The organism is Mesorhizobium sp. J8 (assembly GCF_016591715.1).
Classification (GTDB): Bacteria; Pseudomonadota; Alphaproteobacteria; order Rhizobiales; family Rhizobiaceae; genus Mesorhizobium.
Map to the genome: position 1 here is coordinate 5,261,923 of NZ_AP024109.1, position 17,731 is coordinate 5,279,653.

Below are 17,731 nucleotides of genomic sequence, written 5' to 3' on the forward strand. Positions count from 1 at the left end.
ACCGAAATGTGTGTATGCTCGCCGGCAGCGGAGGGCGATGACGATGCTTAGAGCGATCCTTGCAGCAGCCTTGTTTGCAGTCCTGCCGGCGTCCATTGCCTGGGCGGAAATGCCGGACGCGGCCAAGTCCTTGTTCGAGGCGAGGAGCGTGGCCGAGCGGAACACGGCGCTGTCGACATTGGAAGCGGCGGCCGCCAAGGACCCGGCCTCGGCCTATGCGGCCGGCGCCGGCGAATTCTTCACCGCGCTCGAGCTCCTCGCCGGCGGCCTGCATCGCCACGGTTTCGAGAGCCCGAAATCCTTCATGCTGCCGCTGATGCAGCTGCCCGTGCCCGACAATCCCAACCCGCAGCCGCTGACCTACGAAGAATTCCGCGCCATCCTGGTGGCCTTCCGCGACCGGCTCGAGAAATCCGCCGCAACGCTCGGCTCGGTCCCGGCCAACGCCGACATCGGCATGGTGGTCGATCTCACCCGCGTCGGCATCGATCTCAACGAAGACGGCACGATCGCACCCGACGAAAGCTTCGCCGCCATCATGGCCTCGCTCTCGCGCGGCAGCATCGACACGGGCAATGCCGCGCCTTCGCTCACCTTCCGCTTCGACCGCACCGACGGTTTCTGGCTGCAAGGCTATGCCGAGTTCCTGATGGCTCAGGCCGATTTCTGGCTGGCGCATGATTTCCGCAACGCCTTCGACGGCTCCTTCCACATGCTGTTCCCGCACGCCAAGCTGCCGCTGCAGGACGCGCTGGTGCCGCTGGACGGCGGCATGAGCGGCAACATGTTCGCCTCGGAATGGCGCTTCGCGGATTTCATCTCGCTGGTGCATCTCGTCAACTGGCCGGTGATCGAGCCGGACCGCCGGCAGGCCGCGCGGCGCCACCTGCTGGAGATGATCCGGCTGTCGCGCGAGGACTGGAAGGCGATCCTGGCCGAGACCGACAACGACCGCGAATGGCTGCCGGGACCGCAGCAGAAAGGCGTCAATCCGCTGACCGGCCTCGAGGTCGGCGAGGAGCAGGTGCAGGCCTGGCTCGCCACGTTGACCGTGGCCGAGGATCTTCTCGAAGGCCGCGTGCTGCTGCCGCATTTCCGCATTACCGGCAGGGGCATCAACATGAAGCGCTTCTTCGACGAGCCGAAACCTTTCGACCTCGTCCTGTCGATCACCGGCCCCGGCATCGCGCCCTATCTCGAAAGCGGCAAGATCCTCACCAGCGACGATTTCGACCAGATCCAGCGCGAGTTCGGCGGCGCAGGGTTTTTGACATTCGCGCTGTGGTTCAATTGAGGGCCGCAAATCTTGGGTTCCTCGTCACCATGGAGGAGAGGAACCTGGTCGGCGTTAGCCTTTCCCATCGGATCATGACGCCTCTCCTGACAGCCTTCTGTCAGCAGCCTCGACGCCCGGTCGAAGCCCTTTCACTCGGCTCTTTCCATTTCGGCCGAGTCCACCCATATTCGGGCCATGGCCAGACATCCTGACAAGAAGACGCCTTCGCAAGACGGCGCGCCGAAGCGGCGCAGCCCGCTGACCGAATTCCTCGACGCCGCCGAGCCGCTGGAGCCGGGCGGCTTCGCGGAAGCGCCGCAGGCCGACTTCATCGGCGCTCCGCTGACCGGTTCGATCTCCGATTGGGCCGGGCAGATCGAGCGCGAGGCGGAAAGGCAGCCGAAGCCGAAAGCCCCGAAAAAGATCCCCGAGCGCTCGTCGGCGCCCGGGCGCACCGCGCGCGGCACCTCGATGGGCGGCGCCGCCTCGGCCAAGGAGCGCGCGGCCGCCGGCCTCAACCCGGTCGCCGGCCTCGACATCAGCCTGGAGGACGCCGAGCAGGTTTCCTCCAGCGGCGTCACGGCGACCGTCGCGGCGCTGTCGAAACTAATCGAATCCGGCAATCCGCTGCACAAGGACGGCCAGCTCTGGACACCGCACCGTCCGGCCCGGCCGGAAAAGTCCGAAGGCGGCATTGCCATCAAGATGGTGTCGGATTTCCAGCCGGCCGGCGACCAGCCGACCGCGATCAAGGACCTCGTCGAAGGCATCCAGCAGAACGACCGCACCCAGGTGCTGCTCGGCGTCACCGGCTCGGGCAAGACCTTCACCATGGCCAAGGTGATCGAGGAGACGCAGCGCCCTGCCCTGATCCTGGCGCCCAACAAGACGCTGGCCGCGCAGCTCTACGCCGAGTTCAAGAAGTTCTTTCCCGAAAACGCGGTCGAGTATTTCGTCTCCTACTACGACTATTACCAGCCGGAGGCCTACGTCCCGCGCACCGACACCTATATCGAGAAGGAATCCTCGATCAACGAGCAGATCGACCGCATGCGCCACTCGGCGACGCGCTCGCTGCTCGAACGCGACGACGTCATCATCGTCGCCTCGGTGTCCTGCATCTACGGTATCGGCTCGGTCGAGACCTATACGGCCATGACCTTCCAGATGCAGGTCGGCGACCGGCTCGACCAACGCTCGCTGCTGGCCGACCTTGTCGCCCAGCAATACAAACGCCAGGACGTCAACTTCGTTCGCGGCTCTTTTCGCGTTCGCGGCGATACGATCGAGATCTTCCCGGCCCACCTTGAGGACCGCGCCTGGCGCATCTCGATGTTCGGCGACGAGATCGAGGCGATCACCGAATTCGATCCGCTGACCGGCCAGAAGACCGGCGAGCTGAAAAGCGTCAAGATCTACGCCAATTCGCACTATGTGACACCGCGCCCGACGTTGAATCAAGCCATCAAGTCGATCAAGGAAGAATTGCAGCATCGCCTGCAAGAGCTTGAAAAGGCAGGCCGTTTGCTGGAAGCGCAACGGCTGGAGCAGCGCACGCGCTTCGACCTGGAGATGCTGGAGGCGACCGGTTCCTGCGCCGGCATCGAGAACTATTCGCGCTATCTCACCGGCCGCCGTCCCGGCGAGCCGCCGCCGACCTTGTTCGAATATGTGCCGGACAATGCGCTGATCTTCATCGACGAGAGCCATGTCACCGTGCCGCAGATCGGCGGCATGTATCGCGGCGACTTCCGCCGCAAGGCGACGCTGGCGGAATATGGCTTCCGCCTGCCCTCCTGCATGGACAACCGGCCGCTGCGTTTCGAGGAATGGGACGCCATGCGCCCGCTGTCGGTCGCGGTTTCGGCGACGCCGGGCGCCTGGGAGCTGGAGCAGTCCGGCGGCGTCTTCGCCGAGCAGGTCATCCGCCCGACCGGCCTGATCGATCCGCCGGTCGAGGTGCGCCCGGCCAAGAGCCAGGTCGACGATGTCGTCGGCGAGATCCGCGAGACGACGAGGCTCGGCTACCGCACCCTGGTCACCGTGCTGACCAAGCGCATGGCGGAAGACCTTACCGAATATCTGCATGAGAACGGCATCCGCGTCCGCTACATGCATTCCGACATCGACACGCTGGAGCGCATCGAGATCCTGCGCGACCTGCGCCTCGGCGCCTTCGACGTGCTGGTCGGCATCAACCTGTTGCGCGAAGGCCTCGACATTCCCGAATGCGGCTTCGTCGCCATCCTCGACGCCGACAAGGAAGGGTTCCTGCGTTCGGAGACCTCGCTGATCCAGACGATCGGCCGTGCGGCTCGCAACGTAGACGGCAAGGTCATCCTCTACGCCGACCAGATCACCGGCTCGATGGAGCGCGCGATGGCCGAGACCAACCGCCGCCGCGAAAAGCAGATGGAGTGGAACGCGGCCAACGGCATCACGCCGGAATCGGTCAAGTCGCGCATCGCCGACATCCTCGACTCGGTCTACGAGAAGGACCACGTGCGCGCCGACATCTCGCAGTTCACCGACGACGCCGGCGCCATGATCGGCAACAACCTCAAGACCCATCTCGAGGCGCTGGACAAGCAGATGCGCGACGCCGCCGCCAATCTCGACTTCGAGAAGGCCGCCCGCATCCGCGACGAGATCAAGCGGCTGCGCGAGATGGAGCTTGCCATCTCCGACGATCCGCTGGCGCGCGAGGTGGAAAGCCAAAGCCCCGCGTCGGGCCGCGAGAAGGGCAAGCACAACAAGGGCGTGGCCAGACACCGCACGGCCGAGGAGCAGGAGCGTTTCCGCAGGCTCGACGAAGCACGCGCCGCTGAGGAGGCGGCCAAGGCGGCCCGGCCCAACCTGTTCCGCAAGCCGCATCTCGACGAGATGGGCGCCGACGGAGCCGTGCCGGTGAAGAAGCCGCTCTTCGCCAAGCCTTCGCTCGACGACATGGGTCCAGGCACCGACATGGCGACGCCCGCCGGCGCGGTGTCGCGCTCGCTGTTCAAGAAGCAGACGGCGCAGGAAGCGCACGGCTCCGATTTCGGCATTCCCGGCGACCGCACCAAGCCGCTGTTCCGCAAGAACTCGCTCGACGAAATGACGGTGCGGCGGACGGAAAAGCCGGTCGAAGGCAAGAAGCCGGTGAAGCCGCAGCCAATCTCCCCCGTTGGAGGGGAGATGTCCGGCAGGACAGAGGGGAACGCGAAGGACCGCGACGATTCCGGCAAGCCCATCGTTCGTCAGCGTTCCGGCATCGGTTCCTACGAGGATCCGGCCGACGAGCGCCGTCAGAAACGGCGGCCGAGCAAGACGGGGCGGCCAGGAAGATAACACGGCCCTTGTGGATGAAAAAACAGAGCTATCTTGCTCGAATATCTTTGAGGAACGTAGAACCAATGGCATGGCAAAAAAGCAGAATTTACGAGAACTGGAACCTGATGACCTCTGCGGCTGCGGTTCGGGAGAACCTTATTCCCATTGCCACAAACTGACGGCCGTAAAATATTTTAAGGATGACAAAGGAGACATTTCTTACAATATACCCATATCTAACGAGTTAATGGGCCTTCTCGAAGATACGTCCGCAAGATTCAGAAAAGTTTTTGGGCGAAAACAGAGGGGAAATGAACCAATTTTATTTGAGAAATTTCTTGCAGGAAAAGAGCCTCTATTATTCCAAGCCGCACTAAAAGTAGCCAATTTGGCGGGTGTAGATGAGGAACTCATATACGCTTGGAGAAAGACTGGACTTATTGTTGCTGAGCAGAATTCACACCTTATCCCTAACGTAGACAAAAAGGAATGGCAACTAGCCATACAAGAATACAGGCGAATAAAGCGTAAAGGTAAACCCTTTTCATAAATTCACTTATCTAAATGGAAAAGAGTTCGATTCCCTTACGCGAATAAAGGAGATAATTAAGGAGTTTGTTTCGGTCGGAGATTTGGCTTTCGATAAGATCTCAACATCTGTTAAGATAGAATCTCACGCCGATAAAAAAATGTTTATCCTGTTGAGTTATAATACAGTTCTATATGCTATTACAACTATCATAACAATTATTGAGGAGAGATACAGTGATGATTGTCTATCAATAGGACGGGGTATTTTTGAGCAATACCTTCGGTGTAAAGCGCTACGAGTCGGATTCCTTGCTCCTGAGGCGATATTCTGCGCATCTCTGGCCAGCCATGGGATCCTTGAGTTTTCAAAGAAGAAGAATGGGAGGGTAGACTACTCAAAGGTTGTAAATTTCGACAAGAAAATTGTTGATGTATCTATAAGCTATTCGGATCTCGCAAAAAATTCGGGGGACGAGTATGATATATATTTATATGACGTTCTGTATAGAGAGTTGTCCCACTACGTTCACAGAGACGTTAGCTACGCATTGATTAACACTCTGATGGATAGAAGGCTATCCCTAGAGCTAATCGACGATGAGGTAGCCGGACCTTATACTATTGGGATTTTGATTTTTCTATTTTTTGAAGAGATCGTCAAGAACGATTGGGTAAAGGGCTTGGCTAGACGAGATATAATGTACAAGTTAAATGAATTGGAAGAAAATCTTGAAATAGTATCGGAAAATAAGGAGATAAGAGCTGGAAGAGTTCCGCTCATCTTTAAATAGCTGGTCATTTTAACATTTTATAGAAGAAGTCGTCGTTGGCGTCTCAATGGGGCTTGCTATCTGCCAATCAGTGGTATAGCCCAGTCTCACCTTAGACGTCTAGGAAAGCTGCGTGAACTACCATCGTCAGCGGGGCCCGATTTGTGCCCTGCGAGCTTGCTGCAGGGCTGACCAGGACGGTCCGGGTTAGCACCAGGCAAGCTGCCTGCTTGCCTCGCATGACCGCTCCTTCATCCGCGCCGTCGGCAACCGCTTCTGGCTGATCGACAAGCGGCGGCTGACCGAGGTCGATGACCCGGAGGCGTTCTTCCGCTCGGTCGCCGAAACGCCGGACTGAGACACGATACATCGACCGGGCCGTCACCGCCGGCCTGGCGATACTTTTCCACTTTCTAAAAAAAGCGCATGCTGAACTGCCCAGCCATGGAAGGAACGGCCATGCGTGCGGTGGACATCGTCAGCAATCTCTACCAGGCCTATGCGGACCGCGATATCGAGGGTGCCCTGGCGCGGTGCTCCGAGGATGTCGTGTTCCGCTGGATTGCCGATCCGCGGCAATCGCGTCATGCCGGCACCGCGCATGGCAAGCAGGAATTCCTGTCCAGGCTGCTGGCGCTCGACGACGACTTCGAATACCGGCACTTCGTCCCGGTCGAGATCGTCGACGGCGGCGACAAGGTGGCGGCACAGGTCGAGATCCACATGACGCACCGCGCCACCGGCCAGGAGTTCATCATGCGCACCGCCAATTTCTGGACGGTGCGCGACGGTGAGATCGTCGAGATGGTGGAATATTACGACACCGCGCTTGCGGCGTCGGTGCTCTGAAAAAGATTGAGGCGACCTGTCGGATCGCCGATTGCCGCCTCGTCCTTGGGATGCCGACACGATGGTGCCGGCGTCACCAGGGAGACGCAACATGTCGGTACTGTCATCCATCGGCCGCCTCGCCAACCGGTATGCCCAGGCCCGCGCCCGTCACCGCAGCGAGCGCATCCTGCTTTCGCTGCCGGCCGAGCTGCGCAAGGACATCGGCGTTCCGGAGATTTTCGAAACGCGGGAAAGCCGCCGCGCCGCCACCTTCTCCGGGAAGGTCATATAAAATGATGCTTTCAATGCAACTGTCTTGCGGCCGCGCGGCTGCAAGGCAAGGCGCTTAAAAAGAATTTCTGAAGCGATGTAGGATCGCCGCCGCTTCGTCCGTCCTTGGGCCGCAAGCCAGATCAACCCGTGAAGAGGAACACGAGAATGAACGACCAGACCCCTCCCCGCGCCAAGGTTCTTGGCGGATTGACTCCCTACCTGCAGGTCGACGGCGCCATCAAGGCCGCCGAATTCTACAAGAAGGCCTTCGGCGCGGAGGAAGTGTTCGCCTATCCGCCGGACGACAAGGGCCGCACCATGCACATCCATCTCTATGTCAACGGCTCGACGCTGATGCTGGGCGACGCCTATCCGGAGCATGGCCATCCGCATCAGGCGGCGCAGGGCTACACGCTGCAGCTCCATCTCGGAAGCGACGATATCGACGCCTGGTGGCAACGCGCGGTCGATGCCGGCTGCGAAGTCGTCACGCCGCTGCAGGTGATGTTCTGGGGCGACCGCTGGGGCCAGGTGAAAGACCCCTTCGGCGTCGCCTGGGCGATGAACGCGCCGGTGAAGTGAATTTCCTAGCGAGCAGACGTCGCCTCAAGGGACGACGCGCTCACTCGCGCCGGGTCGTTCCCCGCCGGCCCGGCGCTCGTTTTCAGCAATGGAGTTTCATCATGTCCTATGTCGATGGTTTCGTGATTGCCGTGCCGAAGGCGAATCTCGATGACTACAAGAAGCTGGCCAACACTGCGGGTCCGATATGGATGGAGCACGGCGCGCTCTCCTATGTCGAATGCGTCGCAGACGACGTGCCCTATGGCGAGCTGACCTCGTTCCCGCGCGCCGTGCAGGCGACGGACGACGAGATCGTCATCTTCGCCTGGGTCGTCTACGAATCCAGACAGAGCCGCGACGCGGTCATGGGCAAGGTGATGGCCGACGAGCGTCTCAAGATGGACTGGTCCGCCATGCCGTTCGACGGCAAGCGCATGATCTTCGGTGGCTTCCAGCCGTTTATCGAGCTTTGAGCACAGCCCCATCGGTCGTCATCCACGGGCGGAGCAGGAGCGGAGCTCCTGCGCAGACCCGAGGATCCATGCCGTGGTATAGAGGCGCCGCTACGGTCCAGAATTCTGCTCCGCCGCAATCTTCGCGCAGGTAACGGCATGGATTCCAGGGTCTTCGCGACGGAGCTGCGCTCCTGCTTCGCCCTGGAATGACGACGTTGCAAGGCAGCTGCTAATCGCAGAGGTCTGCGATGGCCAGAGCAAGCGGCATAACAGTATAATGCCGCCCTATCCGTTCTGGAGCTTGTCCAGCAGCGGCTTCAGCCGATCCCCATAGCGCTTCCACAGGTCGACCGAGCCCCGATACATCGGCTGCCGCACCTGCGCGGCGGAAGCGGTGCGCACCGGCCGGTCCGTCTCGTGGAACGACAGCACCTTGTCGTCCCAGGGCAGGCCGAGATACGCCATCAGTGCCCGCGTCTGCCCCTCCTGGTCGGCGACGAAATCCTCATAGCGCACATCGTGCACGACGCCCGGCAGCACCTTGTGCCAATGCGCCATGATGTCGGTGTAGAGGTTGTGGAAATCGGCGAGCTCGCCGAGGTCGTAGCCGTAGCGGTGGCTGTCGCCGCGGAAATGCACCTTGAAGATCGACAGGCACGTCGCCGCCGCATCGCGCGCGCAATGCACGATCTTGGCCTTCGGCAGCATCATGTGCAGGAAGCCGACCAGCAGGAAATTGCCCGGCATCTTGTCGGTGACATGGCGGTAGCCAGGATAGCGGGCATGCAGCATGTCGAGATAGGCTTGGCCCGCCTCGGCGAAGGCCTTGTCGGGCATGTCGGCGATACCGCCGGGGAAGCCGCCCGGCATGCTCATCGGAAACTGCTTGCCGACGGCCGTCTTGAGGATGTTCAACTCGCCTGCGCCAAGGACCTGCGGGTGACTGGCGATGATCTGTTCGACCAGCGTGGTGCCGGAACGCGGCATGCCGACGACGAAGATCGGCGTGTCGTCTGAAATATCGCTTGTCCGGTGCTTCTCGAAGAAGGCGGTGTCGAAGGCCGCCTTCATCGCCTCGAATTCGGCGCGCGTGCGCGCGGGATCGTAGGAGATCGCCTTGCGGCGGATGGCATTGCCCTCGGCGAAATAGTCGAAGGCGCGGCCATAGTCCTTGAGATCGTCGTTGGCCTTGCCCAGGCCGAAGGAGAGCTGCATGCGCGCGAGGCTGTCCCGCGGCGCCTTGGCGTGCTCGGCCTCCATGCCGGCGAGCTCCTTGTCCCGCTCGGTCTGGCGTTTGACCTGCGTCAGCAACAGCCAGGCCTTGGCCATGTTCGGGGCGATCGCCAGCGCCTGGCGGGCGAGATCGGCCGCCTCGTCGAGCTTGCCCTTCTCCATCGTCGCGACGCCCAGCCCGTAAAGGAGCTCGGCATCCTTCGGCCGGATCGACAGCGCCTCACGGAACAGCTTGATCGCTTCGTCCAGCCGGCCGGCTTCCTGCAGCGTCTCCGCAAGGCCGATGCGCGCACGGACGTGGAACGGGTTGCGGCCGATCGTCCCGCGATAGATCTCCTCGGCGGCTTCGAACTGGCCGAGTTGCGTCAGCGACGAACCGAGATTGTCGCGCGCGGCCAATTGGTCGGGGCGGATATCCACCGCGCCTCGGAAGAAATCGATCGCGGCGGCCACACGCCCGAGATCGCGCATGACCGTGCCCATATTGTTGAGGAAGTCGGCATTCTCGGGCTGCAGCGTCACCGACTGCTCGATGAGATCGAGCCCTTCCTCGCTCCTGCCGGTCTGGTGCAGCAGCAATCCGAGGAAATGCAGTGCCGCAGCATGGTTCGGCTGCTGCCCCAAGACCTGCCGATAGAGCGCCTCGGCCTCCTGGCGGCGCCCCGCCTGGTGGAATTGCAGCGCCTTTTGCACATACGGGTCGAGCGGGCTGGGCGAGCCACCTGGCCTGCCGCCGGCGTTTGCCGCTCTTCTGTGATCTTTGCTAATGGGAAACCTGCCGTATTTGTTGGTCCGCCGGACCTAAGCCATACGGCCAACAGATTCAAGACTAATGCATGTCGCCCAGAAGTGCGCAGCGGTTCTGGGACAACGACATGTATCAAAACAAAAACTTAAAGCGCGTCGCCTGAATCCGTTTCACCGCGACGCGCTTTAAGCATCAGCGCGCGTCGCAGTGTCCATTGCGCGGATGGACACCGCCGTCTTTTCAGCAGGGCCCGTCGCCTACGATGCGATAGTCCGCCGCGCGGGCCTCGCATGCGTTGGGAAAGGTGCGCATTTGCCCATGGCGCCTCGCGCAGACCGGAGCGTATTCGCGCGTGCAGAACGTCTGCTCGCCACCACCGCCGCCGCCATCACGGCAAGCACCTTCCCGCACGATGCGGTAGCCTTCCCTCTCGGCAAGACAGGCGTTGGCGAAGGTCTGGCGGTCGCCGCCGCGCCGGGCGCAGACCGGTTGGTACTGCATGGTGCAGAGCTGCGGATGCGGCCGGGGCGGGCGCGGCCGAGGGCCGTCGTCGACGACCACCGTACAGGCCGCCAGCAGCGCGGACAGGATGAAGACGACAACGCCCTGACGCGAGACCGCAAGAAATCGCATATGTCCCTCCTCCGTTCCGGCGGGGTGACGCCGGCTCGCGGTATCCTCGCATCCTGCGCGGTAAACGCAACCACTGTTTGCGGAGCGGGGGCGGCCGCCACCTTCGTTCTGGCCCATGCTTGGCCCGTCTCTGGCCGATGACCGGTGATGAGGCCGGGTCTATCGAGGCCCCAGCGTTGGACGCGCCGCGGGCCGCCCGCGAGCGTCATCTTGCAACCATCACGTTTCCGTGTAATAAATTTCGCCGTTCGGGCATTTGCGACCCGGAGAGCGGCACGTTTTGGACGACCTTTCCCCGACAAGTGTGAATCTCTGACAACCCCGTTTTTCGGCGGGGGGTTCGACCATGCGCGAATGCATGACCGCCGAAGCAACCACCGGGATTTGCCCAAGGCGCGAGGCAGCGGGGCAAACCACAAGACTGACACGGGTGAAGGAGTTTTCCCCAATGGCCCAGACCGGTACCGTAAAGTTCTTCAATGCCACCAAAGGCTTCGGCTTCATCACGCCGGATGGTGGCGCCAAGGACGTGTTCGTCCACATCTCCGCGATCGAGGCTTCCGGCCTGCGCACGTTGGTCGACGGCCAGAAGGTCACCTTCGACGTCGAGCCGGACCGCATGGGCAAAGGCCCGAAGGCGGTCAACCTGCGCGCCGCCTGATCGCCGGAACAGCCTGTCCCTACGGACGCGATGGTGCGGCGGGATCATAAATCGGCTTGCGGGCAGGCCCGAAATTGCGAAGGCGCGACGGTTCCGTCGCGCCTTTTTCGCGCGCAAATGCCTGGGTCGGCAGGCGAAAACTTTCTCTTGCCGATAGCGCTAAAATAAAGGACAAATTTCCTCTCGGGCAGTTTGCCGGCCCGAGACTTGACTTGATGGGATCAAAGGAGTTTCCCATGCCGCAGACCGGCACCGTCAAATTCTTCAACCATGCCAAGGGCTTCGGCTTCATCACGCCCGATGATGGCGCGAAGGATGTCTTCGTCCACATTTCGGCCGTGCAGGCGTCGGGCCTTCCCGGTCTTGAGGATGGGCAGAAAGTGACATTCGACACCGAGCCGGACAAGCGCGGCAAGGGTCCGAAGGCCGTCAATCTGTCGATCGGCTAAGCCGGCTCGCGACGGATCCGACGGAGGCTATGCCAGGCGGGACCGCTCCCGCCCGGTACCGGGCTGTGCCCAAGTCTCGAAATCGCCCCAGCTCGAAAATTGCCGGCCTCAAAAAATCGCTTGGGCCGAGTTTCGTTCAGCCTCCGTTCAGCCACGGTCTTCTATTAACCTTTGCTAAAGCCGGTCCGTATCCCCTGAAAAATGCGCGGGCCGGCGCGAAGGAGACCAAAATGAACCGTTTTCTCAAGACCGCCATCCTGAGCGTTGGCATTGCCGCGACCACCCTGGCCACCTTCTCGGCGGCCAATGCCGACGACTGGCGCTGGCACCATCATCGCAGTCACGGTGGCGACGCCCTCGCCGCCGGTGTTGTCGGCCTCGCGGCGGGCGCCCTGATCGGCAGCGCGCTGAGCAACCCCGGCCCTCGTTATTACGATCCGGCCTATGATGACGGTTATTATGTCGACCGGCCGGTGGTGCGCCGCTACTACGTGCAGCAGCCCCGCGTGGTCTATGCCGACCGCTACGCCGAACCGTGGACCCGCGGCTGGTACGAATATTGCTCGGACCGCTACCGCACCTTCAACTCGCGCACCGGCACCTTCACCGGCAATGACGGCGCCCAGCATTTCTGCGTCGCCAACTAGAGCGTTTCACCGTTTCACGGAAACGGCGAAACGCCCTATCACTGTGATTTAACCCAATTCCGGACGGAAAACCGCTCACACTTTTCCTGGAATTGCTCTAAACAAACCCAGGGTTCCGTGCCCCGGACAAAAGCGCCGCCTCCAGCGGCGCTTTTCTTTGCCTGCGGGTCAGGTGAGAAAGGGATTGGTCCGCCGTTCATCGCCAAAACGGCTGCCTGGGCCGTGACCGCAGATGAAGCCGATATCGTCGCCGAGCGGCAGAAGCTTTTGCTTGATCGAGGCGATCAGGGCGGCGTGGTCGCCGCCGGGCAGATCGGTGCGCCCGATCGAGCCGCGAAACAGCACGTCTCCGACGTGGGCGAATTTGGCCGCGCGGTTGTAGTAGACCACGTGGCCCGGCGCGTGTCCCGGGCAATGCAGCACCTCGAACCGATGGCCGCCAAAGGACACGACCTCGCCTTCGGTCAGAAAACGATCGGGCACGCAATTGCGCACCGGATCGGTGAGACCAAAACGCTTGGCCTGGTTCTCGAGATTGGCAAGCAGCGGCTTATCGGCCTCGTGCGGGCCGATAATGTCGATGCCCAGCGCGTCCTTCAGTTCCATCGCGCCGCCGGCATGGTCGATATGACCATGCGTGATCCAGATCGCGCCGGCGGTGATGGCATTGTCCTTCAGCACCGACAGTATCTGGTCGACATCGCCGCCGGGATCGACGACGACGCCCGTCTTGTCGTCCATATCGAACAGGATGGTGCAATTCTGCTGGAACGGCGTGACCGGCACGATACCGGCATTGAGCTGACCCATAACGTTCCTTTCCAAGTTTCGTCCTGATGTAGACAGGTGGGCAAACGCCGTCCACTGTTCGGCACAAATATCCTGGAAACGAAAATGGGCGGCCGGAGCCGCCCATTTGCAAACTTGAAGCGACAGGCCTTACTTCTTCATCGCGTTCATGACCGCGCCGATAATGCCGGTCAGGATGGCGCCGCCACCCACGCCGCCGAGAAGGTTCTTCAGGTCGAGCGCGCTGCCGATTCCGCCCGCCGCTGCGGCTGCGTCGACTCCACCGCCACCGAGCAGACTGCCAAGGATAGCCGCACCGCCGACGCCGCCGATCGCGCCGCCGAGTATCTTGGTAAGCTGGCCCATCGCTGCCTGCTTCAGCGCCGCGCCAACCGCCTGGCCGCCGATAACGCCGGCAATTACCTGTACAACGATCTGAATAATCGTGTTGCTGTCCATGTAACTAGTCCCTCCATAGCTGCCTGCCTCCAAGGGCCGACACCATCATGAGACGCCGAACCGTTCGAAAGTCAAATGCGTGAAAGCTTAAATAAAAGGGGCGGCCCGAAAACCGCCCCTATTGCGTAAAAAAGCTGTGACTATCGCTATTCTGCGGCTACCGCATGCTTTGGCTGCACCGCAGCCGAATAGTCATTCATCAAAGTCTTGGCGATCTCGCCGACCTCGAATCGGTACGGGCCAATCTCCGAAACCGGCGTGACCTCGGCTGCCGTCCCGGTGAGGAAGCACTGCTCGAAACCTTCGAGCTCCTCAGGCATGATGGCGCGCTCGACCAGTTCAAAACCGCGATCCTTCGCCAGGCCGATCACCGTGCGGCGGGTTATGCCGTCGAGGAAGCAGTCGGGCGTGGGCGTATGGATCTTGCCGTCCTTGACGAAGAAGATGTTGGCGCCCGTGGCTTCCGCCACCTGGCCGCGCCAATCGAGCATCATGGCGTCGGCGTAGCCCTTGGCCTCGGCGGCGTGCTTGGACAGCGTGCAGATCATGTAAAGGCCGGCGGCCTTCGACTTTGACGGCGCGGTGCGCGGGTCGGGCCGGCGCCATTCGGCGATGTCGAGGCGGATGCCCTTGAGCTTCTGCGCGGGGTCGAAATAGCTCGGCCACTGCCAGATGGCGATGGCGCAGTTGATGCGGTTGTTCTGCGCCGAGACGCCCATCTGCTCGCTGCCGCGCCAGGCAATCGGACGCACATAGGCGTCCTGGAAACCCTGTTTCTTCAAAAGCGTGCGGCAGGCCTCGTCGATCTCGGCGACCGGATAAGGAATCTTGAAGCCGAGCAGGCGCGCCGATTCATGCAGGCGCTCATTATGCTCGGTCAGCTTGAAGATCTGGCCGCCATAGGCGCGCTCGCCTTCGAAGACGGCGCTGGCATAGTGCAGGCCATGGGTCAGCACATGGATTTTGGCGTCGGCCCATTTGACGAACTCGCCGTTCATCCAGATGAAGCCGTCCAATTGATCGAAGGGAACGGATGCCATGGAAACCTCCCGCGGGCGGGCGCCCGCAAATCGTTGTCCTTTAAAAGCCTTTCGTATCGACCCCGCCCCGGGTTCCGAAACGCTGGCCAATGCTTGAAAACGTAGGCGGATATTCAATTCGTGGCAAACTCAGGAAGTTCCGGAAAAACGGGTTCCGCTTGCCTTTTCGTTCGCAATCCGCCGAAAAGCTTGTCAAAAATTATCATTGCCCGGGAATTACGTCAATAGTACTGACATAATTCCCGCCTTGCATGGAGAAATGATGACGGATCCAAGCCCCGCAGCCGGAAAACCGATCAGGACGGCGATCGCAAACGAGGACGGCATCGACTTCGCCATCATCGAACTGTTTTTCTTCGCCTACCGCGATTTCACCTCCGACCCCGACCAGATCCTCGCCGAATACGGCTTCGGCCGCGCCCATCACCGTGTGCTGCATTTCGTCAACCGCAGACCCGGCCTCACCGTCGCCGAGCTGCTCGATGTGCTGAAGATCACCAAGCAGAGCCTGGCGCGGGTCCTGAAGCAGTTGATCGACACCGATCATATCGTCCAGGTTCAGGGCCCGCGCGACCGCCGGCAGCGCGAGCTGTACCCGACCGCCAAGGGTCGCGCGCTGGCCCTGGCGCTGGCGCGGCCACAGTCGCGCCGCATCCGTGCGGCATTGGAGGATTCCGGAGCCACCGAACGCGCCACGATCGAGCGTTTCCTGGAAGCGATGGTCAATCCGGAACTAAGAGCGCAGATCGACATTGTGCCTGCGCAAACATCGGGGAAGAACCATGGAGACCATTGAGAAGGTTGATCATCCGGCCGCGCCCGACGATGACGCGCCGCACCTCTTGGTTGTCGATGACGACACGCGTATCCGCAACCTGCTCAAGCAGTATCTGTCGGAGAACGGCTTTCGCGTTACCGTCGCCGGCAATTCCGGCGAGGCCAGGCGCAAGCTCGCCGGCCTCGACTTCGACCTGTTGGTGCTCGACGTGATGATGCCGGGCGAGACCGGCGTGGATCTCACCAAGGCGCTGCGGGCCGAGAAGAACGTGCCGATCCTGATGCTGACGGCGCTGTCGGAGACCGACAGCCGCATCACCGGGCTGGAGGCGGGTGCCGACGATTACCTGCCGAAGCCGTTCGATCCGCGCGAGCTGATCCTGCGCATCAACAACATCCTGCGCCGTGGCGGCCCGGCGGCGACGCCGAAGGTGGAACAGCTGGTGTTCGGACCCTACACGTTCCAGATCGCCAAGCGCGAACTGAAGCGCGGCGGCGAGGCGCTCAAGCTGACCGACCGCGAGCAGGAGATCCTCGCGATCTTCGCCGCGCGGGCGGGCGAGACGATACCGCGCCATGAGCTGGTGGGCGATGAATCGGATGTCGGCGAGCGCACCATCGACGTGCAGATCAACCGCCTGCGCCGCAAGATCGAACGCGATCCGTCCAATCCGGTGTGGCTGCAGACGGTGCGCGGTATTGGGTATCGGCTCAGCGTCGAATAAACTATCGTCGAAGGCCCTTTGCTGAACGGCCATCGACGAGCGGAAGGGCGAATGGCGACCACGCAACTGGACAAGCCGAAAGGAGGCGGCCTCGGCGATCTCGCACTGCGGACGCTGAGGGCAATGCCGCGCGCCTGGAACCGGTTCTGGCGTCTGATCGCGCTCTACATGCCGAAGCGGCTCTACGCCCGCTCGCTGATCATCGTCATCGCGCCGATGATCCTGCTGCAGTCGGTGGTGGCCTTCGTCTTCATGGAACGGCACTGGCAGACGGTCACCCAGCGCCTGTCGCAGGCGACGATCTCGGACATAGCGGCCGTCATCGACATGATGGAGACCTATCCGCACGACGCCGACTACGCCAACATCATCCGCATCGCCCAGGATCGCATGCAGCTGAAGGTGGACCTGCTGCCACCCGACCCGCTGCCGCCACCCGGCCCGAAGCCGTTCTTCTCCATCCTCGACGAGGCGCTGTCGTCGGAGATCACCAGGCAGATCAACCGCCCGTTCTGGATCGACACGGTCGGCAACTCCAACGTGGTCGAAGTCCGCGTTCAGCTTGAAGGCAAGGTGCTGCGCGTCTTCGTTCGGCGCAGCCAGGCCTATGCCTCGAACACCCACATCTTCCTGATCTGGATGGTCGGCACCTCGCTGGTCCTGTTGATGATCGCCATTCCCTTCCTGCGCAATCAGATCAGGCCGATCCTGACGCTCGCCGAGGCCGCCGAGAGTTTCGGCAAGGGCCGGCCGATGCCGCGCGATTTCCGCCCGCGCGGCGCCGAGGAAGTCCGCCGCGCTGGTTTCGCCTTCATCCAGATGCGAGAGCGTATCGAGCGCCAGATCGAGCAGCGCACCGCCATGCTGACCGGCGTCAGCCATGATCTCAGGACCATCCTCACCCGCTTCAAGCTGCAGCTGGCGCTGGCCGGCGGCAAGGCCGAGACCAAGGCCGCGCTGAACCAGGACATCGACGACATGCAGTCGATGCTGGAAGGCTATCTTTCCTTTGCCCGTGGCGAGGCCGCGGAGGATACCGGCCGTTTCGACCTCAACGCCTATTTCCAGAAGCTCGGCGAGGAAGCGCAATTGCGTCGCTGCAAGCTCACGACGACACTGACGGGCGATCCGGCCGTGCATGTGCGGCCGAACGCCTTTGCCCGCTTGCTTTCGAACGTCATCGGCAATGCCTTCCGCTATGCCAAGACCGTCGAGGTCCACGCCAATCACGGTCGCGGCTCGCTCACCGTCACCATCGACGACGACGGTCCCGGCATCGCGCCCGACAAGCGCGAAGAGGTGTTCAAGCCTTTTCTGCGGCTCGACGAGGCACGCAACCTCGACGCCAGCGGCACGGGACTTGGCCTGTCGATCGCCCGCGACATCGCCCGCAGCCACGGCGGCGACATCAGCCTCGAGGACAGCCCGCTCGGCGGCCTGCGCGCCGTCATCAAGGTGCCCGCATAGCCAGAGCACGATTCCGAACCGACCATCGGTTCGGGACGAGATCATGCTCAATCAAAAACAGCTTCATCCGCCCGTCATGAAATCATGGTCA

The 17,731-nt window shown here is 61.8% G+C and carries 19 protein-coding genes; 14 read left to right on the forward strand and 5 right to left on the reverse strand.

Going from position 1 to position 17,731, the window contains the following annotated elements; all coding sequences use genetic code 11:
• Positions 1-43 precede the first annotated feature (43 nt).
• The 8 genes from MJ8_RS25215 (at position 44) to MJ8_RS25250 (ending at position 8,030) form a co-directional block, all read left to right on the forward strand.
• Positions 44-1,294 (forward strand): hypothetical protein, encoded by a 1,251-nt coding sequence (locus MJ8_RS25215; protein ID WP_412177129.1) that lies wholly within the window; start codon positions 44-46, stop codon positions 1,292-1,294.
• A gap of 177 nt (positions 1,295-1,471) precedes the next feature.
• Entirely contained in the window at positions 1,472-4,606 is a 3,135-nt protein-coding gene (gene uvrB / locus MJ8_RS25220) for an excinuclease ABC subunit UvrB (RefSeq protein ID WP_201411370.1), read from the forward strand.
• 70 nt (positions 4,607-4,676) lie between these two features.
• Positions 4,677-5,138: an SEC-C domain-containing protein gene (locus MJ8_RS25225; protein WP_201411371.1), complete on the forward strand. Its 462-nt coding sequence runs from the start codon at positions 4,677-4,679 to the stop codon at positions 5,136-5,138.
• A 139-nt stretch (positions 5,139-5,277) separates the two neighbouring features.
• Positions 5,278-5,910 carry a hypothetical protein gene (locus MJ8_RS25230; RefSeq protein WP_201411372.1) on the forward strand — a complete coding sequence of 211 codons (633 nt, stop codon included), beginning with the start codon at positions 5,278-5,280 and terminating at the stop codon, positions 5,908-5,910.
• 438 nt (positions 5,911-6,348) lie between these two features.
• Positions 6,349-6,738, forward strand: coding sequence for a nuclear transport factor 2 family protein (locus MJ8_RS25235; protein WP_201411373.1), 390 nt, complete (start codon positions 6,349-6,351; stop codon positions 6,736-6,738).
• Positions 6,739-6,829: 91 nt separating this feature from the next.
• Positions 6,830-7,012, forward strand: coding sequence for a hypothetical protein (locus MJ8_RS25240; RefSeq protein WP_201411374.1), 183 nt, complete (start codon positions 6,830-6,832; stop codon positions 7,010-7,012).
• A gap of 146 nt (positions 7,013-7,158) precedes the next feature.
• Positions 7,159-7,575: a VOC family protein gene (locus MJ8_RS25245; RefSeq protein WP_095766546.1), complete on the forward strand. Its 417-nt coding sequence runs from the start codon at positions 7,159-7,161 to the stop codon at positions 7,573-7,575.
• A 101-nt stretch (positions 7,576-7,676) separates the two neighbouring features.
• A complete protein-coding gene (locus MJ8_RS25250; RefSeq protein WP_201411375.1) occupies positions 7,677-8,030 on the forward strand; it encodes a DUF1428 domain-containing protein in 354 nt (117 codons plus the stop codon).
• Positions 8,031-8,297: 267 nt separating this feature from the next.
• On the opposite strand, the gene MJ8_RS25255 is transcribed toward MJ8_RS25250, so the two are convergent.
• Both MJ8_RS25255 and MJ8_RS25260 read right to left on the reverse strand, forming a co-directional pair.
• The gene (locus tag MJ8_RS25255) at positions 8,298-9,938 is read right to left on the reverse strand and encodes a tetratricopeptide repeat-containing sulfotransferase family protein (protein ID WP_201411376.1); all 1,641 of its coding nucleotides are present in this window, start codon (positions 9,936-9,938) and stop codon (positions 8,298-8,300) included.
• A 295-nt stretch (positions 9,939-10,233) separates the two neighbouring features.
• On the reverse strand, positions 10,234-10,626 hold the full coding sequence (locus MJ8_RS25260; RefSeq protein ID WP_201411377.1) for a Kazal-type serine protease inhibitor domain-containing protein: 393 nt from the start codon (positions 10,624-10,626) through the stop codon (positions 10,234-10,236).
• Between the two features lie 448 nt (positions 10,627-11,074).
• On the opposite strand from MJ8_RS25260, the gene MJ8_RS25265 reads away from it, so the two are divergent.
• From MJ8_RS25265 to MJ8_RS25275, 3 genes are all read left to right on the forward strand, one after another.
• Positions 11,075-11,287 carry a cold-shock protein gene (locus tag MJ8_RS25265; RefSeq protein WP_006202520.1) on the forward strand — a complete coding sequence of 71 codons (213 nt, stop codon included), beginning with the start codon at positions 11,075-11,077 and terminating at the stop codon, positions 11,285-11,287.
• 236 nt (positions 11,288-11,523) lie between these two features.
• A complete protein-coding gene (locus MJ8_RS25270) occupies positions 11,524-11,736 on the forward strand; it encodes a cold-shock protein (protein WP_006202521.1) in 213 nt (70 codons plus the stop codon).
• 230 nt (positions 11,737-11,966) lie between these two features.
• A complete protein-coding gene (locus MJ8_RS25275; protein ID WP_201411378.1) occupies positions 11,967-12,383 on the forward strand; it encodes a BA14K family protein in 417 nt (138 codons plus the stop codon).
• 168 nt (positions 12,384-12,551) lie between these two features.
• Here MJ8_RS25275 and MJ8_RS25280 read toward each other — a convergent pair whose 3' ends face one another.
• The 3 genes from MJ8_RS25280 to MJ8_RS25290 form a co-directional block, all read right to left on the reverse strand.
• Positions 12,552-13,193: an MBL fold metallo-hydrolase gene (locus MJ8_RS25280; protein WP_201415583.1), complete on the reverse strand. Its 642-nt coding sequence runs from the start codon at positions 13,191-13,193 to the stop codon at positions 12,552-12,554.
• Positions 13,194-13,322: 129 nt separating this feature from the next.
• Positions 13,323-13,631, reverse strand: a complete 309-nt coding sequence (locus MJ8_RS25285; RefSeq protein ID WP_040989635.1) for a hypothetical protein — start codon at positions 13,629-13,631, stop codon at positions 13,323-13,325.
• Between the two features lie 146 nt (positions 13,632-13,777).
• Positions 13,778-14,671: a branched-chain amino acid aminotransferase gene (locus MJ8_RS25290; protein ID WP_201411379.1), complete on the reverse strand. Its 894-nt coding sequence runs from the start codon at positions 14,669-14,671 to the stop codon at positions 13,778-13,780.
• 262 nt (positions 14,672-14,933) lie between these two features.
• Between MJ8_RS25290 and MJ8_RS25295 the strand changes: the two genes are divergently transcribed.
• Genes MJ8_RS25295 through MJ8_RS25305 form a run of 3 tightly spaced genes read left to right on the forward strand, consistent with a single transcriptional unit; the run spans position 14,934 to position 17,640 of the window.
• Positions 14,934-15,467 carry a MarR family winged helix-turn-helix transcriptional regulator gene (locus MJ8_RS25295; RefSeq protein WP_201411380.1) on the forward strand — a complete coding sequence of 178 codons (534 nt, stop codon included), beginning with the start codon at positions 14,934-14,936 and terminating at the stop codon, positions 15,465-15,467.
• The gene (locus tag MJ8_RS25300) at positions 15,454-16,173 is read left to right on the forward strand and encodes a response regulator (protein ID WP_040989639.1); all 720 of its coding nucleotides are present in this window, start codon (positions 15,454-15,456) and stop codon (positions 16,171-16,173) included. Before MJ8_RS25295 ends, MJ8_RS25300 begins: the two co-directional genes overlap by 14 nt.
• A 51-nt stretch (positions 16,174-16,224) precedes the next feature.
• Positions 16,225-17,640 (forward strand): ATP-binding protein, encoded by a 1,416-nt coding sequence (locus MJ8_RS25305; protein ID WP_201411381.1) that lies wholly within the window; start codon positions 16,225-16,227, stop codon positions 17,638-17,640.
• Positions 17,641-17,731: the final 91 nt, after the last annotated feature.